The following is a 24,408-nucleotide window of genomic DNA, read 5'->3' on the forward strand; positions in this document are numbered from 1 at the left end:
CTCCGTCCCTCTCCCACAGGGAGAGGGAGAAAAGACTAAAAACGGTAACCTTGCGGTTACCGTTTTGCTTTTACCTGCCATTATCATCCAGCGCAAACGTCGGCAGCTTAAGGTGCCAGCGTATCGCCGCTAAGCGTATCACCAGCGTCACGAGCATCCCCAGCATCGCGGCATTTTCCAGCGGGAGGGCAAAGGTGTAGTACGCGGTAGCGTGAACAATCCCGCCCACAATGCAGGCCGTCGCGTAAATTTCAGTACGCAGGATCATCGGCACTTCACGCGCCAGAATGTCGCGTATGATCCCACCGCCCACGCCGGTTAATACGCCCATGCAGATTGCCACCATCGGGCCGGTACCGGCATTAAACGCCTTATTGACGCCAATACCGACAAACACGGCCAGACCCACGGCATCCAGTACCGGCAATATCCACTTGGGTAAGCGGCGGGGCTGGCGAACCAGCACAATGGTCAACAGGCAGGTGACCATCGCGACCACCAGATCGGTAGGATCTTTCACCCAAAACACCGGGCCATTTGCCAGCGCCATATCGCGGATAGTCCCACCGCCGACGGCGGTCACGACGCCCAGCACCAGCACGCCAAACGGATCCATGCGTAGTTTTCCGGCGAGCAGAACGCCGGAGATAGCAAAAACGGCTGTGCCAAGAATATCCAGCCAATAAACGAGCATCGTTAAATCCTCGAAAAGGGTCTTATGTTAGTGACTCTCTGCCAGCGCGGCACAGAGCTGTTTTGCGGCGAGGATAATACGCGGGCTGGCGCGTTCAAACCAGTCGCTGTTGAGCGGGATCACCGGAATTTTTAGCTGCTTTTGCCAGAATTGTTCAATTTTAGGAATCTCGCTCGCATTTCCGACCACAACGATGGCCTGAGGCTGGCGCGCCAGCACCTGTTCGCGACTCACCTGAGGCCACGGCACCCGGCTGGCAGCAAAGATGTTTTCACCGCCGCAGACTTCCAGCACCTGGTTCTGAATCGACCCTTTTCCGGTGGTGAACAGCGGCTGGCTGCCAAACTGCAGGAAGATGCGCTTTTTAACAGGGGTATCGTATTGGGATTTCAGCGCGGCATAGTCGCTCAGCATCTGTTTCGCCGCAGCCTCGGCTTTTTTGGGCGTAGGGCTGTAGGGTGCCAGGGCGCGTAGCGCCTGAGCGACCTGCTCAATGCTGACGGCATCAATCCACATGACCTTTATGCCAAGCGAGGTGAGCTGGTTGACCTGCCGCTCGGCGTTGCCGCCGCGCCAGGCCAGCACGAGATCCGGTTTAAGCGCCACGATGCGCTCAAGGTTCATCCCCTGCCAGGTTGCCACCTGTTCAATACCCGCGGCTTGCGGTGGGTAATCCGAAAAGCTACTCACGCCAACGGGCGTGATCCCGGCGGCAAACGCCAGTTCCGTATTTGCGGGAGAGAGAGTAATCACGCGCGGTAACGCATAGAGCCACAGCGGTGCGAGAAGAAGCAGGGCGGCCAGCGCCCTGACGGTATGTTTAGCCACGTGCCAGATTCTGCACCAGGCGCTCCACCATCACGGTGGACTGTTTTGCCGCAACGGTCAGGAACTCGTCGAAGCTGATGTGGGACTGCTGGTCTGCCACGTCAGAGATGGCGCGAACCACCACGAAGGGTACGCTGAAGTTATGGCAAACGTGAGCGATCGCGGTCGCTTCCATCTCAACGGCAACCGCCTGAGGGAAGTTATGACGGATTTTCGCCAGCCCAACGGAGCCGTTGATAAAGGCATCACCGCTGACAATCAGACCGCGTACCGCGTTGAGGTTGAGTTCTGCGATGCAGGTCTCTGCCGCCGCAATCAGTTTGTCGTCAGCTTTAAAACCAGCAGGGCAGCCCGGGAGCTGGCCGTACTCGTAACCGAACGCGGTGACGTCGGCATCGTGGTAACGCGCTTCGTCGGAAACAACGATATCGCCCACTTTCAGCGTCGGCGCCAGGCCACCCGCAGAGCCGGTATTCACGATCACGTCCGGCTTGCAGCGCTCAAGCAGCAGGGTTGCACCCAGCGCAGCAGCCACTTTACCGATGCCTGATTTCAGCAGAGCCACGTCAACACCGTTCAGCTGGCCGGTATAGATCTCACAACCTCCCAGAGAGAGGGTCTGACGGTTCTCAATTTTGTCACGCAGCAGCGTAACTTCTTCTTCCATTGCACCAATAATGCCGATTTTCATAGATTTACTCGCGATGTGCCTTGTTAAGATGCATAGTCTATCATGCGGTTAAGGGGAAACGCATTCTCACGCGGGGGAGCACATGTCACCAATCGATTTTCGCACCAAAATAAACTGGCACCGACGTTTCCGTTCGCCGCAGGGCGACAAGAGCGAACATGAGATCCTGCGTATCTTCGAAAGCGATCGCGGGCGGATCGTTAACTCGCCTGCCATCCGCCGTCTGCAGCAAAAAACTCAGGTGTTCCCGCTGGAGCGTAACGCCGCGGTGCGCACGCGCTTAACCCACTCGATGGAAGTGCAGCAGGTCGGGCGCTATATTGCCAAAGAGATTTTGAGCCGTCTCAAAGAGCAGCGTTTACTGGAAACCTATGGTCTGGACGAGCTGACGGGGCCCTTCGAGAGCATCGTTGAGATGGCCTGCCTGATGCATGACATCGGCAACCCGCCTTTCGGCCACTTTGGTGAGGCGGCTATCAATGACTGGTTTAAGCAGCGGCTTTATCCTTCGGATGCGGTAAGCCAGCCCCTCAGCGATGACCGCTGCATCGTACGCGATTTACGCCTGCGTGAAGGTGAAGAGGGGCTGAACGATCTGCGCCGCAAAGTGCGCCAGGATTTGTGTCACTTCGAGGGCAACGCGCAGGGGATCCGGCTGGTCCATTCCCTGATGCGCATGAACCTGACCTGGGCACAGGTCGGCTGCATTCTGAAATATACGCGTCCCGCGTGGTGGATGGGGGATACGCCCCCGTCCCACAGCTATTTAATGAAAAAACCGGGCTATTACCTTTCCGAAGAGGCCTATATTGAACGGTTACGTAAAGAACTTTCATTGACGCCAAACGGCCGCTTTCCATTGACGTGGATTATGGAAGCCGCCGATGATATTTCCTATTGCGTGGCCGATCTGGAAGATGCCGTGGAGAAAAGAATCTTCAGCGTCGAGGAGCTTTATCAACATCTTTATGCGTCCTGGGGTACCCATGAAAAAGGTTCGCTGTTTGCGCAGGTTGTCGAAAATGCCTGGGAAAAATCGCGCTCAAATACATTAAGCCGCAGTACGGAAGACCAGTTCTTTATGTATTTGCGGGTCAATACATTAAATAAGCTGGTGCCGTATGCGGCGTCGCGTTTTATTGATAATTTGCCGCTCATTTTCAGCGGGGAATTCAACCACGCGCTGCTGGAAGATGACAGCAGTTTCAGTCAACTCCTTGAGCTTTATAAACATGTGGCGATGCGGCATGTATTCAGCCATCCGGATGTCGAGCAGCTAGAGCTGCAGGGCTATCGGGTAATCAGTGGGTTAATGGAAATTTATTCCCCGTTGCTTCAGCTGTCGGTCGATGAATTCAGCGAACTGGTGGAACACGAGCGCGTGCGCAGAATACCCATCGAATCGCGGCTTTATCAGAAACTTTCTACCCGGCATCGTCTGGCGTATGTCGAAGCGATTGGTAAGCTGGAACGCAACTCTCCCCAATGGCCGGTGATGGAATATTATTATCGCTGCCGTCTTATCCAGGACTATATCAGCGGCATGACGGATTTGTATGCCTGGGATGAATACCGCAAGCTCATGGCGGTGGAATAATTCCGGAGTTTTGTAAAGACGGCCAATAAATTTTTACCTTTCCCATAAACTTATCGCCGGAACTAAGCGGTATAAAATGAATCTGAGTTACACAGCAATTTTGCGTTACCTGTAAATCGAGATTGAGAAACATGAAAAAAACCACATTAGCAATGAGTGCACTGGCTCTGAGTTTAGGTTTAGCGCTGTCTCCTCTGACTGCTACTGCAGCCGAGACCGCGTCGTCGGCAGCAACCGCGCAGCAGATGCCAAGCCTGGCACCGATGCTCGAAAAAGTGATGCCATCGGTGGTGAGTATTAACGTTGAGGGCAGCACCACCGTCAATACGCCGCGTATGCCGCGTAACTTCCAGCAGTTCTTCGGCGACAACTCGCCGTTCTGCCAGGACGGTTCGCCATTCCAGAGCTCTCCGTTCTGTCAGGGCGGCGGTGCCGGGGATGACAGCCAGGGCGGCGGCCAGCAGCAGAAATTCATGGCGCTTGGCTCGGGGGTAATTATTGATGCGGCGAAAGGCTACGTCGTCACTAACAACCACGTTGTCGATAACGCGAACAGCATTAAGGTTCAGCTGAGCGATGGCCGTAAGTTCGACGCCAAAGTAGTGGGTAAAGACCCGCGCTCCGACATTGCGCTGATCCAGATTCAGGATCCGAAAAACCTGACGGCGATTAAAATTGCCGACTCCGATGCGCTGCGCGTGGGCGACTATACCGTGGCGATCGGTAACCCGTTCGGTCTGGGTGAAACCGTGACATCCGGTATCGTCTCAGCGCTGGGCCGTAGCGGCCTCAACGCTGCGAACTACGAAAACTTCATCCAGACGGATGCGGCGATCAACCGCGGTAACTCCGGCGGTGCGCTGGTGAACCTGAACGGTGAGCTGATCGGTATCAACACCGCTATCCTGGCACCGGACGGCGGCAACATCGGGATCGGTTTTGCTATCCCAAGTAACATGGTGAAAAACCTGACCGCGCAGATGGTGCAGTATGGCCAGGTGAAACGCGGCGAGCTGGGTATCCTCGGTACGGAGCTGAACTCCGAACTGGCTAAGGCGATGAAAGTTGACGCTCAGCGCGGGGCATTCGTCAGCCAGGTGATGCCGAATTCTTCTGCGGCGAAAGCGGGCATTAAAGCGGGGGATGTAATCACCTCCCTGAACGGTAAACCGATCAGCAGCTTTGCCGCCCTGCGTGCCGAAGTGGGCTCGATGCCGATTGGCAGTAAAGTGACCCTCGGCCTGCTGCGCGACGGTAAGCCGGTTAACGTGAGCCTGGAGCTGCAGCAGAGCAGCCAGAATCAGGTGGATTCCAGCACCATCTTCAGCGGTATTGAAGGTGCCGAGATGAGCAATAAAGGCGCAGACAAAGGCGTGGTGGTGAACAACGTGAAAGCGAATTCACCGGCAGCCCGTATCGGCCTGAAAAAAGGCGATGTGATCATGGGTGCTAACCAGCAGCCTGTGAAAAACATCGCTGAACTGCGCAAAATTCTCGACAGCAAGCCTTCCGTGCTGGCGCTGAATATCCAGCGTGGTGATACCTCTCTTTATCTGCTGATGCAGTAATCCTCTGAAGCCCCTGTTCGCAGGGGCTTTCTCGTTTCTGTGATTCTTGCCACAACTCCATACTTCTTCCTCTCTCTTTGTGCATTCGCACAATGCAGCCGTCGCTGAACTTCCCTATGCTTGAGCTCTGCTCACGGGAGGGTTACATGGCTGGCTGGCATCTTGATACCAAAATGGCGCAGGATATCGTGGCGCGCACCATGCGCATTATTGATACCAATATCAACGTAATGGATGCCCGCGGGCGCATTATTGGCAGCGGCGATCGCGAGCGTATTGGGGAATTGCACGAAGGTGCGCTGCTGGTGCTTTCTCAGGGGCGGGTCGTGGATATCGACGATGCGGTAGCGAAACACCTGCACGGCGTACGTCAGGGCATCAATTTACCGCTGCGTCTTGAAGGCGAAATTGTGGGGGTAATCGGCCTCACCGGCGAGCCCGAGTCACTGCGAAAATACGGTGAGCTGGTCTGTATGACGGCAGAGATGATGCTGGAGCAGTCGCGCCTGATGCACCTGCTCGCTCAGGACAGCCGCCTGCGTGAAGAGCTGGTGATGAACCTTATTCAGGCGGAAGAGCATACGCCTGCGCTCAGCGAATGGGCGCAGCGTCTGGGGATCGATTTAAATCAGCCGCGCGTGGTGGCGGTCATTGAGGTCGATAGCGGCCAGCTTGGCGTGGACAGCGCGATGGCAGAGCTGCAGCAGCTGCAAAATGCGCTGGCGACGCCGGAGCGCGATAACCTGGTGGCGATCGTTTCTCTGACGGAAATGGTGGTCCTCAAACCGGCGCTCAATGCGTTCGGCCGCTGGGATGCCGACGATCATCGTCGTCGCGTGGAGCAGCTGATCTCCCGGATGGAGGAGAACGGCCAGCTGCGTTTTCGCGTTGCGCTGGGCAACTACTTTACCGGGCCGGGCAGTATCGCCCGCTCCTGGCGTACCGCGCGCACCACTATGATGGTGGGCAAGCAGCGGATGCCGGAGAGCCGCAGCTATTTCTATCAGGATCTGATGCTGCCGGTGCTGCTCGACAGCCTGCGCGGGGGCTGGCAGGCCAATGAGCTGGCGCGGCCATTAGCGCGTCTGAAAGCCATGGACAACAACGGCCTGCTGCGCCGGACGCTGCAGGCGTGGTTCCGGCATAACGTGCAGCCGCTGGCGACCTCGAAGGCGCTGTTTATTCACCGCAATACGCTTGAGTATCGGTTAAACCGGATTTCAGAGCTGACGGGGCTGGATCTGGGAAACTTTGACGACAGGCTGCTGCTGTATGTGGCGCTACAGCTGGACGAACAGAGATGATGCTGTATGCGGTCTGGTGCCCTCACCCCATCCCTCTCCCACGGGGAGAGGGCGCAAACACTAAAAACGGCAATCAAGGATTGCCGTTTTGCTTTTATTTCCGCGTTAATTTCTCAAGATCCGCTTCAATCTCGCTGATCTTATTCGTCACAACGCTTTCAAGGTGACGCAGATCGTCAAGGATCTTACGCTTAAGATCGACTTCGGTGCGGTCGCGCTGGCAGATCTGATCGAGTTCATCGATCACATAGCGCAGGTTAGGGCTGATTTCCTGTACTTCTTTGTAGCCCTGTCCTACACCGTCAGCCACAACGGTCTTACGCTGGCGTGGATATTTAAACTTCACGCTTTTGGCGAAAAACTCTCCTTTGTCCTTGTGAAAATAGATTTTCAGAATATCGTTATTGGCTTCCTGACGGAGGCTGTAACGATCAATTTCATCAGGATTGGTAATGCCCAGACTTTTCAGATTATCGTACATAGCGGTACCCTTGATCTCAACATAACCTTTGAATAATTAACGAAAAAATCTATTTTCGCCACCCTCAGATATAAAAAAAGCGGGGTTGCCCCCGCTTTTTGTTATACCCGATTAATCGATGGTGCGCAGCAATTCGTTGATGCCCACTTTACCGCGCGTTTTCGCATCCACTTTCTTCACGATAACCGCACAGTACAGGCTGTATTTGCCATCTTTTGACGGCAGGTTGCCGGAAACCACCACGGAGCCCGCCGGAACGCGACCGTAGTGAACTTCACCGGTTTCACGATCGTAAATACGGGTGCTCTGACCGATGTAAACGCCCATGGAGATCACGGAGCCTTCTTCAACGATCACGCCTTCAACCACTTCAGAGCGCGCGCCGATGAAGCAGTTGTCTTCGATGATGGTCGGGTTAGCCTGCAGTGGCTCCAGAACACCACCGATGCCCACGCCGCCGGAAAGGTGAACGTTTTTACCGATTTGCGCGCAGGAACCGACGGTCGCCCAGGTATCAACCATGGTGCCTTCGTCAACGTAGGCACCGATGTTCACGTAGGATGGCATCAGCACGGTGTTGCGTGCGATGAATGCGCCCTGACGAACCGCCGCAGGCGGTACCACGCGGAAGCCTTCTTTCTGGAAACGCGCTTCGTCGTAGTCAGCGAATTTCATTGGCACTTTATCGAAGTAGCGGCTTTCTGCTCCGTCGATAACCTGGTTATCGTTGATACGGAAAGAGAGCAGCACGGCTTTCTTCAGCCATTGATGAGTGACCCACTGACCGTCGATTTTTTCTGCCACGCGCAGCGCGCCGGAATCCAGAAGGGAAATCACCTGGTTTACCGCTTCACGGGTCACGGTATCCACATTTGCCGGGGTAATCTCGGCGCGACGCTCAAAAGCGGACTCAATAACGTTCTGTAACTGCTGCATTGTTTACTCTTTCCATTTCACTAAAAAACATATCACCCTTTATCGTTTGGATTGAGGGCTGCTGTCAACCGTTGTTGCACTTCAAGCTGCAGGTCATTATTAAGGGCACGCCGGTCCGCTGTCGCGATTATAAATAAATCTTCTACTCGCTCGCCAATCGTTGTAATTCGGGCGCCGTGGAGCGAAATTCCCAGATCGGCAAAAACCTGGCCGACGCGGGCAAGCAGCCCTGGCTGGTCGAGCGCGATCAGCTCCAGGAACGATTTACGGTCGGTGTGGGTCGGCAGGAAATTGACCTCGGTATCGACGGTAAAGTGGCGCAATTTCGCCGGTTGGCGACGCGGCTGCGGGGGCTGCCAGCTGCGCTGGGTAATCGCCTGTTCCAGACCAAAACGTATCCCTTCATGCCTGTCCGACGAGAGCGGGCTGCCGTCCGGCTCAAGCACGATAAAGGTGTCCATCGCCATGCCGTCGCGGGTGGTGAAAATCTGCGCGTCGTGAACGCTCAGGTTACGCCTGTCCAGCTCGGCGCAGACCGCAGCAAACAGATAAGGTCGGTCCGGGCTCCAGATAAAAATCTCCGTCCCGCCGCGGGTGGCCTGCGGGCTCAGCAGGATCATCGGCTGGGACAGATCGTGCTTGAGCAGATGCCGCGCGTGCCACGCAAGCTGGTTTGGGCTATGGCGGACAAAATAGTTGGCGCGGCAGCGGGCCCAAATCTGATGCAGTGCCTCTTCATCAATATTATCCATCCGCAGCAGCGCCAGCGCCTGCAGCTGGTGATGACGCACGCGCTCGCGCATGTCCGGGGTGTTTTGCATCCCGCGACGCAGCTGTTTTTCGGTGGCGAAGTACAGCTCGCGCAGCAGGCTCTGCTTCCAGCTGTTCCACAGGGTCTCGTTGGTGGCGCAGATATCGGCCACCGTCAGGCAGACCAGATAGCGCAGACGGTTTTCCGTCTGAACCTCTTCAGCGAACTGCTTGATCACTTCCGGATCCTGAATGTCACGACGCTGCGCGGTGACCGACATCAGCAGGTGATGGCGCACCAGCCAGGCCACCAGCTGCGTTTCACGCGAGTTCAGGCCGTGCAGTTCGGCAAATTTCAGCACGTCCTGCGCGCCCAGCACCGAATGGTCACCGCCGCGACCTTTGGCGATGTCGTGGAACAGGGCGGCAATCAGGATCAGCTCCGGATGGGTCAGGCGCGGCCACAGCTCCACGCACAGCGGGTGGCGGGAGCGCGTCTCTTCTTTCGCAAAGCTTTCCAGCTTGAGCATCACGCGGATCGTGTGTTCATCCACCGTGTAGGCGTGGAACAGATCGAACTGCATTTGCCCGACAATGTGCGACCACTGCGGCATATAGGCCCACAGCACGCTGTGGCGGTGCATCGGCAGCAGGCCGCGGCTGACGGCGCCCGGGTGGCGGAGCATGCTCAGGAACAGCGAACGCGCTTCCGGGATATAGCACAGCGGCTGCGTCAGATGACGGCGCGCATGGCGCAGATGGCGAAGGGTGGTGGAGTAGATCCCGGTGATGGTGCTGTTGCGCACCATGGTATAGAACATCCGCAGAATCGCTTCCGGCTCGCGGATGAACAGCGTTTCGTCGCGCAGGTCGATAAGCGTGCCGCGCAGCTGGAATTCGTCATCAATCGGGCGCGGTTTTTCGTCCGCCGTCAGGGCCAGAATGGCCTCGTCGAACAGCTGCAACAGCATCTGGTTCAGCTCGGTCACCCGGCGGGTGACGCGGAAGAAATCCTTCATCATGTGCTCAACCGGCTCGTTGCCTTCGCCCTGATAATTCAGACGCTGAGCCACGCTGAGCTGGCGGTCAAACAGCAGGCGGTTATCGTAGCGGGTGACTTCCAGATGCAGGGCAAACCGGATGCGCCACAGCAGGTGCAGGCACTCGTTCAGCTCGTTACGCTCGGCCTCGGTTAAAAAGCCGAAGCCGACCATCTCGTCCATTGAAGTGGCGCCAAAATGGCGGCGGGCGACCCACTGCAGGGTGTGGATGTCGCGCAGGCCGCCGGGGCTGCTTTTAATATCGGGTTCAAGATTATAGCTGGTGCCGTGGTAGCGCTGGTGGCGCTGATTTTGCTCCTCGACCTTCGCGGCGAAGAACTTTTCTGACGGCCAGAAGCCGTCGCTGAAGATGTGTTTTTGCAGCTCCAGGAACAGGGCGACGTCACCAATCAGCAGGCGGGTTTCAATCAGGTTGGTGGCGACGGTCAGGTCCGATAACCCTTCCAGCAGACACTCTTCCAGGGTACGCACGCTGTGGCCGACTTCCAGCTTTACGTCCCAGAGCAGCGTCAGCAGTTCGCCAATTTTTTGCGCCTGTTCGTCCGGCAGCTTTTTGCGGCTTAAGATCAGCAGATCGATATCGGAAAGCGGATGCAGCTCACCGCGGCCATAGCCCCCGACGGCAACCAGCGCAACATCACTGATTTGCCCAAACCCGTAATCGATCCACAGGCGCTGCAGCAGCTGGTCGATAAATTCGGTGCGCGCTTCAATGAGCTGCTCGGCCGACACGCCTGCGTCAAACGCGCTGCCCAGCCAGCGATGGAAAACATCCATATGGGCTTTAATATGCGCGCAGGTCAGCTCGTGCGACGGCCATACGCCCGGGTTATCGGGCTGGTCGGGGAGGGTGGGAAGTGCTGTGTTAGCATACTGTTCGGGTAAAAGATTACTCATCGTGCGCCACCCATAAGAAAAAGCTATAGCCATTAAAAAAGCCGGCATTTGCCGGCTTTTTTATCATTCATCGTGCGTCAGTATCGCCGGGATGGTGTCATCCTTGCGCAACGTCATAATTTCGCAGCCGTTGTCTGTTACCACAATAGTATGCTCGTACTGCGCAGACAAGCTTCTGTCTTTGGTTTTCACCGTCCAGCCGTCTTTCATGGTGCGGATGCGGTAATCACCCGCGTTGACCATCGGCTCAATGGTAAAGGTCATGCCTTTTTGCAGCACCACGCCGCCGTCATCTGCATCATAGTGCAGGACCTGCGGTTCTTCATGGAAGACGCGACCAATGCCGTGACCGCAGTACTCGCGCACCACGGAGAAACCTTCGGCTTCCACAAACTTCTGGATTGCCGCACCGAGGGTACGCAGGCGAATACCCGGTTTAACCATTTTCAGCGCCAGGTAGAGGCTCTCTTGCGTCACTTTGCACAGACGCTCGCCAAGAATCGACGGCTTGCCAACGATGAACATTTTTGAGGTGTCACCGTGGTACTCGTCTTTAATGACGGTTACGTCGATGTTGACGATGTCGCCATCTTTCAGCAGTTTTTCATCGTCCGGGATGCCGTGACACACCACTTCATTAATAGAGATGCAGACGGATTTCGGGAAACCGTGGTAGCCGAGGCAGGCGGAAACCGCGTGCTGCTCGTTCACGATATAGTCGTTACAGATACGGTCCAGTTCACCGGTGCTGACGCCCGGCTTCACGAACGGCTCGATCATTTCCAGCACTTCCGCGGCCAGACGACCGGCGACGCGCATCTTTTCAATTTCTTCAGGTGTCTTAATAGAGATAGCCATGTAATCTGTCCATCGGTGTCGATTTTTTCGACAATACTAGTCTAAGTGTCGTCAATGGTATCAGTCAGGCACGCTCCGTGCCAAATTGAGAATCATTAACAGCACACTCCGCCAACAACTGTTGGTTTCTGGTCGTGTTTTGTGGTATAAAGCGCGCCGGACTTCCGATCCATCTCAGATACACAGGCTGGACGGAAGCGACAAATCTCACTTTGTGTAACAACACACACGTATCGGCACATATTCCGGGGTGCCCTTCGGGGTCGGTAATATGGGATACGTGGAGGCATAACCCCAACTTTCAATATAGAGGTTTTAAACATGGCAACTGTTTCCATGCGCGACATGCTCAAGGCTGGTGTTCACTTTGGTCACCAGACCCGTTACTGGAACCCGAAAATGAAGCCTTTCATCTTCGGCGCACGTAACAAAGTTCACATCATCAACCTTGAGAAAACTGTACCAATGTTCAACGAAGCCCTGGCTGAGCTGAACAAGATCTCTTCCCGTAAAGGTAAGATTCTGTTCGTTGGTACTAAGCGCGCTGCAAGCGAAGCTGTGAAAGATGCTGCTAACAGCTGCGACCAGTTCTTCGTGAACCATCGCTGGTTGGGCGGCATGCTGACCAACTGGAAAACTGTTCGTCAGTCCATCAAACGCCTGAAAGATCTGGAAACCCAGTCTCAGGACGGTACTTTCGACAAGCTGACTAAGAAAGAAGCGCTGATGCGCACTCGTGAACTGGACAAGCTGGAAAACAGCCTGGGCGGTATCAAAGATATGGGCGGCCTGCCAGACGCGCTGTTCGTAATCGATGCAGACCACGAGCACATCGCAATCAAAGAAGCTAACAACCTGGGTATCCCGGTATTCGCTATCGTTGATACCAACTCCGATCCGGACGGTGTTGACTTCGTTATCCCGGGTAACGATGACGCAATCCGTGCTGTTAGCCTGTACCTGAGCGCTGTAGCTGCTACCGTTCGTGAAGGCCGTTCCCAGGATCTGGCTTCTCAGGCGGAAGAAAGCTTCGTAGAAGCTGAATAATAAGGTTTTACCCCTTATTAGTACCGTGTATGAATAGGGGCCCATTACCGGCCCCTTTTTTCAATTTACACTGTTTGGCCCCCGGCCGGGCAGTTCACATCTCCCGAGGATTTAAGAATGGCTGAAATTACCGCATCCCTGGTAAAAGAGCTGCGCGAGCGTACTGGCGCAGGCATGATGGATTGCAAAAAAGCGCTGACTGAAGCGAACGGCGACATCGAGCTGGCAATCGAAAACATGCGTAAATCCGGTGCGATCAAAGCAGCTAAAAAAGCAGGCAACGTTGCTGCTGACGGCGTGATCATCACTAAGATCGACGGCAACTACGGCATCATTCTGGAAGTTAACTGCCAGACTGACTTCGTTGCTAAAGATGGTGGTTTCCAGGCATTTGCTAACAAAGTTCTGGACGCAGCTGTTGCGGGTAAAATCACTGACGTTGAAGTTCTGAAAGCACAGTTCGAAGAAGAACGTGTTGCGCTGGTTGCTAAAATCGGTGAGAACATCAACATCCGTCGCGTATCTTCTCTGGAAGGCGACGTTCTGGGCTCTTACCAGCACGGTGCACGTATCGGTGTTCTGGTTGCGGCTAAAGGCGCTGACGAAGAGCTGGTTAAACAGCTGGCAATGCACATCGCTGCAAGCAAACCAGAATTCGTTAAGCCAGAAGACGTGTCTGCTGAAGTGGTAGAGAAAGAGTACCAGGTTCAGCTGGACATCGCGATGCAGTCTGGTAAGCCAAAAGAAATCGCAGAGAAAATGGTTGAAGGCCGCATGAAGAAATTCACCGGCGAAGTTTCTCTGACTGGCCAGCCATTCGTAATGGACCCAAGCAAGTCTGTTGCGCAGCTGCTGAAAGAGCACAACGCTGACGTAACTGGCTTCATCCGCTTCGAAGTGGGCGAAGGCATCGAGAAAGTTGAGACTGACTTCGCAGCAGAAGTTGCTGCAATGTCCAAGCAGTCTTAATGATTGAAAAGGAGCCGCCTGAGGGCGGCTTCTTTTTGTCACCCGTCACAGGAAATCAGACAGGCTCCAGTATCGCTGTGCTGATTTGCGGCATATCATGTCGCCAGAATTAACCCCCATCTTAATCGTTGACAGTCTCAGGAAAGAAACATGGCTACCAATGCAAAACCCGTGTACAAACGCATTCTGCTTAAGCTGAGTGGCGAAGCGCTGCAGGGATCGGAAGGCTTCGGTATTGACGCAAGCATCCTTGATCGCATGGCACAGGAAATCAAAGAACTGGTCGAACTGGGTATCCAGGTTGGCGTGGTCATTGGCGGTGGCAACCTTTTCCGTGGTGCTGGTCTGGCGAAAGCGGGGATGAACCGCGTTGTGGGCGACCACATGGGTATGCTGGCAACCGTCATGAATGGCCTGGCAATGCGTGATGCCCTGCACCGCGCCTATGTGAATGCCCGCCTGATGTCCGCGATTCCGCTGAATGGCGTTTGCGATAATTACAGCTGGGCAGAAGCCATCAGCCTGCTGCGCAATAACCGCGTGGTGATCCTCTCCGCCGGTACGGGTAACCCGTTCTTTACAACCGATTCCGCTGCCTGCCTGCGCGGTATCGAGATCGAAGCCGATGTGGTACTGAAAGCGACCAAAGTAGACGGCGTGTTTACTGCAGACCCGGCAAAAGATCCTTCTGCCACCATGTACGATCAGCTGAGCTACAGTGAAGTGCTGGATAAAGAGCTGAAAGTGATGGATCTTGCCGCCTTCACGCTGGCTCGCGACCACAAACTGCCGATCCGTGTCTTCAACATGAACAAGCCTGGCGCACTGCGTCGCGTGGTCATGGGCGAAAAAGAAGGCACTTTGATCACGGAATAATTTCCGTCGACGACAAATACAGGTAAGATTCCGCTTTATTTTGTAGTGGTATCTTACCCGGACGCGCCTTTGGCGTTGTCATGAATTAAACGCGACTATACTTAGCACACCTGTAGCGCTGTGCTGGCGGATAGTCTGCCTGAGACAAGTTTTCAAGGATTCGTAACGTGATTAACGACATCAGAAAAGATGCTGAAGTACGCATGGACAAATGCGTAGAAGCGTTCAAAAACCAAATCAGCAAAATCCGTACTGGCCGTGCTTCCCCAAGCCTGCTGGATGGCATCATCGTAGAATATTATGGTACGCCAACCCCTCTGCGCCAGCTGGCGAGCGTGACGGTTGAAGATACCCGTACGCTGAAAATCAACGTCTTCGACCGCTCTATGAGCCCGGCCGTTGAGAAAGCGATTATGGCCTCTGACCTTGGACTGAACCCAAGCTCTGCGGGCGCAGACATCCGTGTTCCACTGCCTCCGCTGACGGAAGAGCGTCGTAAAGATCTTATCAAAGTGGTTCGTGGCGAAGCTGAGCAGGGTCGTGTATCCGTGCGTAACGTCCGTCGCGACGCGAACGATAAAGTGAAAGCACTGCTGAAAGAAAAAGAGATCAGCGAAGATGACGATCGTCGTTCTCAGGACGACATTCAGAAAATGACCGACGCGGCCATCAAGAAAATTGATGCGGCGCTGGCAGAAAAAGAAGCGGAACTGATGCAGTTCTGATTTCTGTCGTACACTGATAAACGCCGTTCAGAAGGACTTTGGGTCTTGCTGGCGGCGTTTTGCTTTTATCTGGTCTAACTTTTTTCGGGCATCTCATGAAGCATTTAACACTCCTCGGCTCAACCGGCTCTATCGGTTGCAGCACTCTCGACGTCGTTCGCCATAATCCTGAACTTTACACCGTGACAGCGCTGGTGGCCGGTAAGAATGTGCAGCGAATGGTCGAACAGTGCCTGGAGTTTGCGCCCCGCTATGCGGTGATGGATGACGAAGAGAGCGCGCGTCTGCTGAAAGCACAGCTGCGTGAAAAGGGCAGTCGAACCGAGGTGCTGAGCGGCCAGCAGGCGGCCTGCGAGATGGCGGCGCTGGATGAGGTGGATCAGGTCATGGCGGCCATTGTCGGCGCGGCAGGGCTGCTGCCGACGCTTGCTGCGATTGATGCCGGTAAGGATGTTTTGCTGGCCAATAAAGAGTCGCTGGTCACCTGTGGACGCCTGTTTATGGATGCGGTGAAGCAGCACGGCGCGCGTCTTCTGCCGGTCGACAGCGAACACAACGCGATTTTTCAGAGTTTACCGCAACCTTTTCAACAGAACCTGGGGTACGCTGACCTGGAGCAGAATGGCGTAGTGTCTATTCTACTTACCGGGTCTGGTGGCCCATTCCGTGAAACGCCACTTTCTGAACTGCGTGCGATGACACCGGATCAGGCGTGCCGTCATCCGAACTGGTCGATGGGGCGTAAAATCTCCGTTGATTCTGCCACCATGATGAACAAAGGTCTGGAATACATTGAAGCGCGCTGGCTGTTTAATGCGTCAGCGAAACAGATGGAAGTACTGATTCACCCGCAATCGGTGATTCACTCGATGGTGCGTTATCAGGATGGCAGCGTACTGGCACAGCTGGGCGAGCCGGACATGCGTACGCCGATTGCCCATTCAATGGCGTGGCCAAATCGAGTGAAATCCGGCGTGAAGCCGCTTGATTTCTGCAAGCTAAGTTCCCTGACGTTCAGTGAACCAGACTACGACCGCTATCCTTGTCTGAAGCTTGCGATGAATGCCTTTGACCAGGGGCAGGCGGCGACGACGGCACTTAATGCAGCTAATGAAATTACCGTTGAGGCATTTCTGAATCAGCAAATTCGTTTTACCGATATCGCGTCGTTAAATTTATCGGTACTGGACATGATGGATTTGCGCGAACCACAAAGCGTGGAAGAGGTGCTGGCGGTGGATGCAGCTGCGCGTAATATTGCGCGCCAACAGGTGACACGTCTCGCAAGCTGGTGATAAAGCAAGCACTAGTCGTCGTGCTATTTGTTAGCGTTGGGCTTCAGTGATATAGTCTGCGCCACCTGATCGCAGGTATTTGACTTAATGTGGTCAGGTGAGCCGTGGTTTGACACGGCTTTTTTATGTATAGGCTTCAGTATTCCTGAGTACCGTTAAATCCTTTTCAGGGACAAAAAACGCGTTATGTTGTCTGCGAATCAACCAATAAGCGAAAATTTGCCAGCTCATGGCTGCCGTCATGTAGCAATCATTATGGATGGCAATGGCCGCTGGGCGAAAAGACAAGGGAAGATACGAGCCTTTGGGCATAAAGCGGGGGCGAAATCCGTTCGTCGCGCCGTTTCTTTTGCCGCCAACAACGGCATTGATGCGTTAACGCTCTATGCTTTTAGCAGTGAAAACTGGAATCGACCTCTGCAGGAAGTGACTGCGTTGATGGAATTGTTTGTGTGGGCGCTAGACAGCGAAGTAAAAAGCCTGCACCGCCACAACGTCCGCCTGCGTATCATTGGCGATACCAGTCGTTTTAACTCACGTTTGCAGGAACGGATTCGCAAAGCTGAAGCGCTGACGGAAAATAATACCGGTTTGACGCTGAATATTGCGGCGAATTACGGCGGACGCTGGGATATTATCCAGGGCGTTCGGCATCTGGCCGAACAGGTTCAGGAAGGGCTGTTGAGACCCGACCAAATTGATGAAGAGGCGCTGAGCAAGCAAATCTGCATGAATGAACAGGCACCTGTGGATTTGGTAATTAGGACAGGGGGGGAACATCGCATAAGTAACTTTTTGATATGGCAAATTGCCTATGCCGAACTTTACTTTACGGATGTTCTTTGGCCCGATTTTGATGAACAAGACTTTGAAGGTGCGCTGCATGCCTTTGCCAATCGAGAGCGTCGTTTCGGCGGCACCGAGCCTGGTGGCGACAAAGCCTGATGGGGGTAGCTTTTGCTGAAGTATCGCCTGATTTCCGCTTTTGTATTAATACCCATTGTCATTGCGGCGCTGTTTTTACTGCCCCCGGTGGGATTCGCTATTGTCACGCTGGTGGTGTGCATGCTCGCCGCGTGGGAATGGGGACAGTTTAGCGGCTTTACCTCGCGCACTCAGCGAGTATGGCTTGCGGTACTTTGTGGCTTTATCCTGGCCATAATGCTGTTTACGTTGCCTGAATATCACCATGATATTCATCAGCCCCTGGTTGCCGGTTCTTTATGGATATCGCTGGCCTGGTGGGTTGCCGCGCTGTTGCTGGTTCTTTTTTATCCGGGTTCCGCGGCATTGTGGCGTAATTCAAAAGTGCTGCGACTGATTTTTGGCTTGCTCACAATTATTCCTTTTTTCTGGGGTATGGTTGCGCTGCGAGCCTGGCACTACGACGAAAACCACTACAGCGGTGCGATCTGGCTGCTTTATGTGATGATTCTGGTCTGGGGGGCTGACTCCGGGGCCTATATGTTTGGTAAACTGTTTGGCAAACATAAGCTGGCACCGAAGGTTTCTCCGGGCAAAACCTGGCAAGGATTCATCGGCGGCCTGTTTACGGCAGCGATCATCTCCTGGGGCTACGGCGTCTGGGCGAATCTTGAAGTGGCACCGTCAATACTGCTGGTGTGCTCGATTTTTGCTGCGCTTGCCTCCGTGCTCGGTGATTTAACCGAAAGTATGTTTAAGCGTGAAGCAGGGATTAAGGACAGCGGACACCTGATTCCAGGGCATGGCGGTATACTGGATCGCATTGATAGCCTGACAGCGGCTGTTCCAGTGTTTGCGTGTTTGCTTTTACTGGTATTCGGGACGATTTAACGGAAGGTTTTATGCTGAGCATTCTCTGGAATCTGGCGGCGTTCATTGTTGCACTGGGTGTACTGATTACCGTGCATGAATTTGGCCATTTCTGGGTTGCTCGCCGCTGTGGCGTGCGCGTAGAGCGATTTTCCATCGGTTTTGGTAAATCACTCTGGACGCGCACCGACCGCCACGGCACGGAATTTGTCATCGCCCTTATCCCGCTGGGCGGCTACGTCAAAATGCTCGACGAACGCGTCGAGCCTGTCGCTCCTGAGCTGCGACACAGCGCATTCAACAATAAAACCGTTGGACAACGCGCCGCCATCATTGCTGCCGGACCGGTAGCCAACTTCATCTTTGCGATTTTCGCTTACTGGCTGGTGTTTATCATCGGCGTCCCTGGCGTACGTCCGGTGGTGGGTGAAATTGCCCCCAATTCCATCGCGGCGAGTGCGCAAATTACATCCGGGATGGAACTTAAAGCGATTGATGGCATCGAAACCCCTGATTGGGATGCCGTGCGACTGCAGCTGGTAGCCAAAATTGGCGATCCGCAGACCACCATCAGCGTATCGCCGTTTGGTTCAGATACGCGTCAGGACAAAGTACTCGATTTACGTCACTGGCGTTTCGAGCCAGACAAAGAGGATCCCGTCGCTGCGCTGGGCATTCGTCCACGCGGCGCGCAGATTGAGCCGGTATTAGCCGAAGTACAGGCAAATTCGGCGGCGAGCAAAGCGGGTTTGCAAGCGGGCGACAGGATCGTTAAAGTCGATGGTCAACCATTAACAGAGTGGATGACCTTTGTTACTCTTGTGCGCGATAATCCGGGAACGTCTCTCGCGCTGGAAGTTGAAAGGCAGGGCAGTCCGCTTTCGCTGACGCTGATCCCGGATACGAAGTCGGTCGGCAAAAAGGCAGAAGGGTTTGCAGGCGTTGTGCCAAAAGTGATCCCGCTGCCAGATGAGTACAAGACAATACGCCAGTATGGGCCGTTCAGCGCCATCCTTGAAGCCACGGATAAAACATGGCAACTGATGAAGCTGACGGTCAACATGTTGGGGAAATTGATAACCGGTGATGTGAAACTGAACAACCTCAGTGGGCCAATTTCGATTGCTCAGGGGGCTGGGATGTCAGCGGAATTCGGGGTGATTTACTATCTCATGTTCCTCGCGCTCATTAGCGTGAACCTTGGGATAATCAACCTGTTCCCGCTTCCCGTTTTAGACGGGGGTCATCTGCTGTTTTTGGCGATTGAAAAGCTAAAAGGCGGACCGGTATCCGAGCGAGTTCAAGACTTTAGTTATCGCATTGGCTCGATTTTGCTGGTGCTGTTAATGGGGCTTGCACTTTTCAATGATTTCTCTCGGTTGTAAGAGAGTGTTAGGAAGAACGCATAATAACGATGGCGATGAAAAAGTTGCTCATAGCGTCGCTGCTGTTTAGCAGCGCCACCGTATACGGTGCTGACGGGTTCGTAGTGAAAGACATTCATTTCGAAGGCCTCCAGCGTGTCGCCGTTGGTGCGGCCCTCCTCAGTATGCCTGTACGCCCCGGCGATACGGTTAATGATGATGATATCAGTAACACCATCCGTGCTCTGTTTGCCACCGGCAACTTTGAGGATGTTCGCGTCCTGCGCGATGGTGATACGCTGCTGGTACAGGTAAAAGAACGTCCGACGATCGCCAGTATCACTTTCTCCGGTAACAAGTCGGTGAAAGATGACATGCTCAAGCAGAACCTTGAAGCATCTGGTGTTCGTGTGGGTGAGTCCCTGGACCGCACAACCCTTTCAGACATTGAAAAAGGTCTGGAAGACTTCTACTACAGCGTCGGTAAATACAGCGCCAGCGTGAAAGCGGTTGTCACTCCGCTGCCGCGTAACCGTGTTGACCTGAAGCTGGTCTTCCAGGAAGGTGTTTCTGCGAAGATCCAGCAGATCAACATTGTCGGCAACCACGCGTTCAGCACAGACGAACTGATCTCCACCTTCCAGCTGCGCGATGAAGTGCCATGGTGGAACGTGGTGGGCGATCGCAAATACCAGAAACAGAAACTGGCGGGCGACCTCGAAACCCTGCGCAGCTACTATCTCGATCGTGGCTATGCGCGTTTCAACATCGACTCGACTCAGGTCAGTCTGACTCCGGACAAGAAAGGTATCTACATTACGGTTAACATCACTGAAGGCGAGCAGTACAAGCTTTCTGGTGTTGAAGTGAGTGGTAACCTGGCGGGGCATTCTGCTGAAATCGAATCGCTGACCAAAATTCAGCCGGGCGATCTGTATAGCGGTTCCAAGGTAACCAAAATGGAAGACAGCATTAAGAAGCTGCTCGGCCGCTACGGTTATGCCTATCCGCGCGTACAGACTCAGCCGGAAATCAATGACGCGGATAAAACCGTTAAGCTGCACGTGAATGTTGATGCTGGCAACCGTTTCTACGTGCGTAAGATCCGCTTCGTCGGTAACGACACCTCCAAAGATTCCGTTCTGCGTCGCGAAATGCGTCAGATGGAAGGCGCATGGTTGGGAAGCGACCTCGTTGATCAGGGTAAAGAGCGTCTTAACCGTCTGGGCTATTTTGAAACGGTGGATACCGATACCCAGCGCGTACCGGGCAGCCCGGATCAGGTTGATGTCGTTTATAAAGTGAAAGAGCGCAACACCGGTAGCTTCAACTTCGGTGTGGGTTACGGTACTGAAAGCGGCGTCAGCTTCCAGGTCGGCGTACAGCAGGATAACTGGCTGGGTACGGGTTACTCTGTCGGTATTAACGGCACCAAAAACGACTACCAGACCTACTCTGAGTTCTCTGTGACTAACCCATACTTCACCGTAGACGGTGTGAGCCTGGGCGGTCGTATCTTCTATAACGACTTTAAAGCAGATGACGCGGACCTGTCTTCATACACCAACAAGAGTTACGGTGTAGACGGTACGCTTGGCTTCCCGGTTAACGAATACAACACCCTGCGTGCAGGCTTGGGTTACGTGCATAACGACCTGTCCAACATGCAACCGCAGGTGGCGATGTGGCGTTATCTGGACTCTATCGGCCAGTCAACCAGTAAAAATGGTAATGACAATGGCTTCGCGGCGGATGACTTCACCTTTAACTACGGCTGGACCTATAACCGTCTCGACCGTGGTTACTTCCCAACGGAAGGTTCTCGCGTCAACCTGAACGGTAAAGTTACCGTGCCGGGTTCCGATAACGAGTTCTATAAGGTCACGCTGGATACCGCGTCCTATTTCCCGATCGATGACGATCATAAGTGGGTGGTTCTGGGTCGTACCCGTTGGGGCTATGGAGATGGTCTGGGTAGCAAAGAACTGCCGTTCTATGAAAACTTCTATGCGGGTGGCTCCAGCACCGTTCGTGGTTTCCAGTCCAACAACATTGGTCCGAAAGCGGTTTACTACGGCGGAAACGACAAAGATAACTGTGATAAGTCTTCCTCGTCAGAAGTCTGTAGCTCCAATGACGCGGTGGGCGGTAACGCCATGGCCGTTGCCAGCCTGGAGTTCATCACGCCAACGCCGTTTATCAGTGATAAATACGCGAACTCGGTCCGTACGTCCTTCTTCTGGGATGCCGGTACCGTGTGGGATACCAACTGGCAGAATACTGCCCAGATGCGCGCAGAAGGCATTCCTGACTACAGCGATCCGAGCAATATTCGCATGTCTGCCGGTATCGCATTACAATGGATGTCACCGCTGGGGCCGTTGGTCTTCTCCTACGCCCAGCCGTTTAAGAAATATGATGGAGACAAAGCGGAGCAATTCCAGTTTAACATTGGTAAAACCTGGTAATAATCCGCTGCAAAGGAATGCGTTGGCAGTGTAGCGCTGACAACTGGCGATCGGTAACACGGTCGCCTTGCCACGCAAAGAACGGTACCTTCTGGTGCCAATGGGATGGTAAGGAGTTAATTGTGAAAAAGTGGTTATTAGCTGCAGGTCTCGGTTTAGCGATGGCAACTTCTGCTCAGGCAGCAGACAAAATTGCAATCGTCAACATGGGTAATTTGTTCCAGCAGGTTGCACAGAAAACGGGTGTTTCTGCGACTCTGGAAAACGAATTCAAAGGCCGTGCAAGCGAACTGCAGGGTATGGAAAACGATCTTCAGTCCAAAATGCAGCGTCTGCAGCGTGATGGTTCTACCATGAAAGCAAGCGACCGCAGCAAGCTGGAAAAAGACGTAATGGCTCAGCGCCAGACGTTCTCCCAGAAAGCGCAGGCTTTCGAGCAGGATCGTCAGCGTCGTTCTAACGAAGAACGCGGCAAGCTGGTAACTCGCATTCAGACTGCTGTTAAAGCAGTGGCTGCCGATCAGAGTATCGATCTGGTTGTAGATGCGAACGCCGTTGCTTATAACAGCAAAGATGTTAAAGACATCACTGCTGATGTTCTGAAACAGGTTAAATAAGTAATGCCTTCAATTCGACTGGCTGATTTAGCTCAGCAGTTGGATGCAGAATTACACGGTGATGGCGATATCGTCATCACCGCTGTTGCGTCCATGCAATCTGCTAAAGCTGGCACGATTACCTTCATGGTAAGCCCTAAGTACCGTGAGCAACTGGCTCAATGCCAGGCGTCAGCTGTTGTACTGACGCAGGACGATCTTCCATTTGCCACTGTAAGCGCGCTGGTAGTGAAAAACCCCTACCTGACGTATGCACGCATGGCTCAAATTCTTGATACCACGCCGCAGCCGGCCCAGAACATTGCGGCCAGTGCAGCGATTGATGCGACGGCCAGGCTTGGTAACAACGTCGCCGTTGGCGCGAATGCAGTTATCGAATCCGGCGTTGTGCTGGGCGATAACGTCGTCATTGGCCCGGGCTGCTTCGTTGGGAAAAATACGAAAATCGGCGCCGGAACCCGTTTATGGGCCAATGTGTCCGTTTATCATGATGTTGAAATTGGCGAAAATTGCCTCGTCCAGTCCAGCACCGTTATTGGTTCTGATGGCTTTGGTTACGCTAACGATCGTGGTAACTGGGTTAAGATCCCGCAGCTTGGTCGCGTTATTATTGGCGATCGCGTAGAGATCGGCGCCTGTACCACCATTGACCGTGGCGCGCTTGACGACACGATCATTGGCAATGGTGTTATCATCGATAACCAGTGCCAGATTGCGCATAACGTTGTGATTGGCGACAATACCGCGGTTGCGGGTGGCGTCATCATGGCAGGCAGCCTGAAAATTGGCCGTTATTGCATGATTGGCGGCGCGAGCGTGATTAATGGCCATATGGAAATATGCGACAAGGTGACTGTGACGGGAATGGGCATGGTAATGCGTCCTATCACTGAACCTGGCGTCTATTCCTCAGGTATTCCGCTACAACCCAACAAGGTATGGCGTAAAACAGCAGCTCTGGTGATGAACATTGATGATATGAGCAAGCGCCTCAAGTCTCTTGAGCGTAAGATCGATCAACAAGATTAAGCGTCATCCGTTGAACGCTATTTTTCCCGGCCTGTCGGCTTTCTAATAAACCGGCAGGCCGTGTTATTATTGTTATCAGTACATTTTGACAGGAAGAGTATTTTGACTACTGACACTCATACTCTGCATATTGAAGAGATTTTAGAACTTCTGCCGCACCGCTACCCGTTTCTGCTGGTAGACCGTGTGCTGGATTTTGAAGAAGGTCGTTTTCTGCGCGCAGTGAAAAATGTTTCCGTGAACGAGCCGTTTTTCCAGGGACACTTCCCTGGTAAGCCTATCTTCCCGGGTGTGTTGATTCTGGAAGCGATGGCTCAGGCTACCGGTATTCTGGCGTTTAAAAGCGTTGGCAAACTGGAGCCAGGTGAGCTGTATTACTTCGCGGGTATTGATGAAGCGCGCTTTAAGCGCCCTGTCGTGCCTGGTGATCAGATGATCATGGAAGTCACTTTTGAAAAAACGCGTCGTGGCCTGACTCGCTTCAAAGGCGTAGCGCTGGTTGACGGCAAAGTTGTTTGCGAAGCGACGATGATGTGTGCTCGTAGCCGGGAGTCCTGAT

The 24,408-nt window shown here is 53.9% G+C and carries 22 protein-coding genes; 15 read left to right on the forward strand and 7 right to left on the reverse strand.

The window, feature by feature from the left end:
• Window positions 1-70: 70 nt before the first annotated feature.
• Genes QMN93_RS09180 through mtnN form a run of 3 tightly spaced genes read right to left on the reverse strand, consistent with a single transcriptional unit; the run spans window position 71 to window position 2,213 of the window.
• On the reverse strand, window positions 71-694 hold the full coding sequence (locus tag QMN93_RS09180) for a TRIC cation channel family protein (RefSeq protein WP_059311937.1): 624 nt from the start codon (window positions 692-694) through the stop codon (window positions 71-73).
• A gap of 27 nt (window positions 695-721) precedes the next feature.
• Window positions 722-1,522, reverse strand: coding sequence for a vitamin B12 ABC transporter substrate-binding protein BtuF (gene btuF, locus QMN93_RS09185; RefSeq protein ID WP_182383057.1), 801 nt, complete (start codon window positions 1,520-1,522; stop codon window positions 722-724).
• On the reverse strand, window positions 1,515-2,213 hold the full coding sequence (mtnN, locus tag QMN93_RS09190) for a 5'-methylthioadenosine/S-adenosylhomocysteine nucleosidase (RefSeq protein ID WP_014882620.1): 699 nt from the start codon (window positions 2,211-2,213) through the stop codon (window positions 1,515-1,517). Before mtnN ends, btuF begins: the two co-directional genes overlap by 8 nt.
• 82 nt (window positions 2,214-2,295) lie before the next feature.
• Between mtnN and dgt the strand changes: the two genes are divergently transcribed.
• From dgt to cdaR, 3 genes are all read left to right on the forward strand, one after another.
• Window positions 2,296-3,810 (forward strand): dGTPase, encoded by a 1,515-nt coding sequence (gene dgt / locus QMN93_RS09195; protein ID WP_064673253.1) that lies wholly within the window; start codon window positions 2,296-2,298, stop codon window positions 3,808-3,810.
• A gap of 131 nt (window positions 3,811-3,941) precedes the next feature.
• Window positions 3,942-5,378 (forward strand): serine endoprotease DegP, encoded by a 1,437-nt coding sequence (degP, locus tag QMN93_RS09200; protein WP_193138853.1) that lies wholly within the window; start codon window positions 3,942-3,944, stop codon window positions 5,376-5,378.
• A 146-nt stretch (window positions 5,379-5,524) separates the two neighbouring features.
• Window positions 5,525-6,682, forward strand: coding sequence for a DNA-binding transcriptional regulator CdaR (gene cdaR / locus QMN93_RS09205; protein WP_023310452.1), 1,158 nt, complete (start codon window positions 5,525-5,527; stop codon window positions 6,680-6,682).
• A 94-nt stretch (window positions 6,683-6,776) separates the two neighbouring features.
• Here cdaR and QMN93_RS09210 read toward each other — a convergent pair whose 3' ends face one another.
• The 4 genes from QMN93_RS09210 to map form a co-directional block, all read right to left on the reverse strand.
• Window positions 6,777-7,163, reverse strand: coding sequence for a DUF3461 family protein (locus QMN93_RS09210; protein WP_014168696.1), 387 nt, complete (start codon window positions 7,161-7,163; stop codon window positions 6,777-6,779).
• Between the two features lie 111 nt (window positions 7,164-7,274).
• Complete coding sequence (gene dapD / locus QMN93_RS09215) at window positions 7,275-8,099, reverse strand: 2,3,4,5-tetrahydropyridine-2,6-dicarboxylate N-succinyltransferase (protein WP_008501915.1); 825 nt, start codon at window positions 8,097-8,099, stop codon at window positions 7,275-7,277.
• Window positions 8,100-8,131: 32 nt separating this feature from the next.
• Window positions 8,132-10,807 (reverse strand): bifunctional uridylyltransferase/uridylyl-removing protein GlnD, encoded by a 2,676-nt coding sequence (gene glnD / locus QMN93_RS09220; protein ID WP_029741204.1) that lies wholly within the window; start codon window positions 10,805-10,807, stop codon window positions 8,132-8,134.
• A 63-nt stretch (window positions 10,808-10,870) separates the two neighbouring features.
• Entirely contained in the window at window positions 10,871-11,665 is a 795-nt protein-coding gene (gene map / locus QMN93_RS09225) for a type I methionyl aminopeptidase (protein WP_182383059.1), read from the reverse strand.
• Window positions 11,666-11,986: 321 nt separating this feature from the next.
• Between map and rpsB the strand changes: the two genes are divergently transcribed.
• The 12 genes from rpsB to fabZ all read left to right on the forward strand — a co-directional run bounded on the left by rpsB (window position 11,987) and on the right by fabZ (window position 24,407).
• Entirely contained in the window at window positions 11,987-12,712 is a 726-nt protein-coding gene (gene rpsB / locus QMN93_RS09230; protein WP_003856207.1) for a 30S ribosomal protein S2, read from the forward strand.
• Between the two features lie 117 nt (window positions 12,713-12,829).
• Window positions 12,830-13,681, forward strand: a complete 852-nt coding sequence (gene tsf / locus QMN93_RS09235; RefSeq protein ID WP_014882627.1) for a translation elongation factor Ts — start codon at window positions 12,830-12,832, stop codon at window positions 13,679-13,681.
• Between the two features lie 150 nt (window positions 13,682-13,831).
• A complete protein-coding gene (pyrH, locus tag QMN93_RS09240; RefSeq protein WP_008501910.1) occupies window positions 13,832-14,557 on the forward strand; it encodes a UMP kinase in 726 nt (241 codons plus the stop codon).
• A gap of 167 nt (window positions 14,558-14,724) precedes the next feature.
• Window positions 14,725-15,282 carry a ribosome recycling factor gene (gene frr, locus QMN93_RS09245; RefSeq protein WP_003856180.1) on the forward strand — a complete coding sequence of 186 codons (558 nt, stop codon included), beginning with the start codon at window positions 14,725-14,727 and terminating at the stop codon, window positions 15,280-15,282.
• Between the two features lie 95 nt (window positions 15,283-15,377).
• Window positions 15,378-16,577 (forward strand): 1-deoxy-D-xylulose-5-phosphate reductoisomerase, encoded by a 1,200-nt coding sequence (gene ispC / locus QMN93_RS09250; protein ID WP_033144671.1) that lies wholly within the window; start codon window positions 15,378-15,380, stop codon window positions 16,575-16,577.
• Between the two features lie 186 nt (window positions 16,578-16,763).
• Complete coding sequence (ispU, locus tag QMN93_RS09255; protein ID WP_024907522.1) at window positions 16,764-17,522, forward strand: (2E,6E)-farnesyl-diphosphate-specific ditrans,polycis-undecaprenyl-diphosphate synthase; 759 nt, start codon at window positions 16,764-16,766, stop codon at window positions 17,520-17,522.
• 12 nt (window positions 17,523-17,534) lie between these two features.
• A complete protein-coding gene (cdsA, locus tag QMN93_RS09260) occupies window positions 17,535-18,392 on the forward strand; it encodes a phosphatidate cytidylyltransferase (protein WP_023310457.1) in 858 nt (285 codons plus the stop codon).
• A gap of 11 nt (window positions 18,393-18,403) precedes the next feature.
• The gene (rseP, locus tag QMN93_RS09265) at window positions 18,404-19,756 is read left to right on the forward strand and encodes a sigma E protease regulator RseP (RefSeq protein WP_023310458.1); all 1,353 of its coding nucleotides are present in this window, start codon (window positions 18,404-18,406) and stop codon (window positions 19,754-19,756) included.
• A gap of 29 nt (window positions 19,757-19,785) precedes the next feature.
• A complete protein-coding gene (gene bamA, locus QMN93_RS09270; protein ID WP_033144673.1) occupies window positions 19,786-22,203 on the forward strand; it encodes an outer membrane protein assembly factor BamA in 2,418 nt (805 codons plus the stop codon).
• A gap of 122 nt (window positions 22,204-22,325) precedes the next feature.
• Complete coding sequence (gene skp, locus QMN93_RS09275) at window positions 22,326-22,820, forward strand: molecular chaperone Skp (RefSeq protein ID WP_032644135.1); 495 nt, start codon at window positions 22,326-22,328, stop codon at window positions 22,818-22,820.
• A 3-nt stretch (window positions 22,821-22,823) separates the two neighbouring features.
• Window positions 22,824-23,849, forward strand: coding sequence for a UDP-3-O-(3-hydroxymyristoyl)glucosamine N-acyltransferase (lpxD, locus tag QMN93_RS09280; RefSeq protein ID WP_032644136.1), 1,026 nt, complete (start codon window positions 22,824-22,826; stop codon window positions 23,847-23,849).
• A 102-nt stretch (window positions 23,850-23,951) separates the two neighbouring features.
• Window positions 23,952-24,407 carry a 3-hydroxyacyl-ACP dehydratase FabZ gene (fabZ, locus tag QMN93_RS09285; protein WP_010426706.1) on the forward strand — a complete coding sequence of 152 codons (456 nt, stop codon included), beginning with the start codon at window positions 23,952-23,954 and terminating at the stop codon, window positions 24,405-24,407.
• Window position 24,408 lies beyond the last annotated feature (1 nt).

This window comes from Enterobacter sp. R-1.6.2 (genome assembly GCF_035064085.1).
GTDB lineage: Bacteria > Pseudomonadota > Gammaproteobacteria > Enterobacterales > Enterobacteriaceae > Enterobacter > Enterobacter asburiae_B.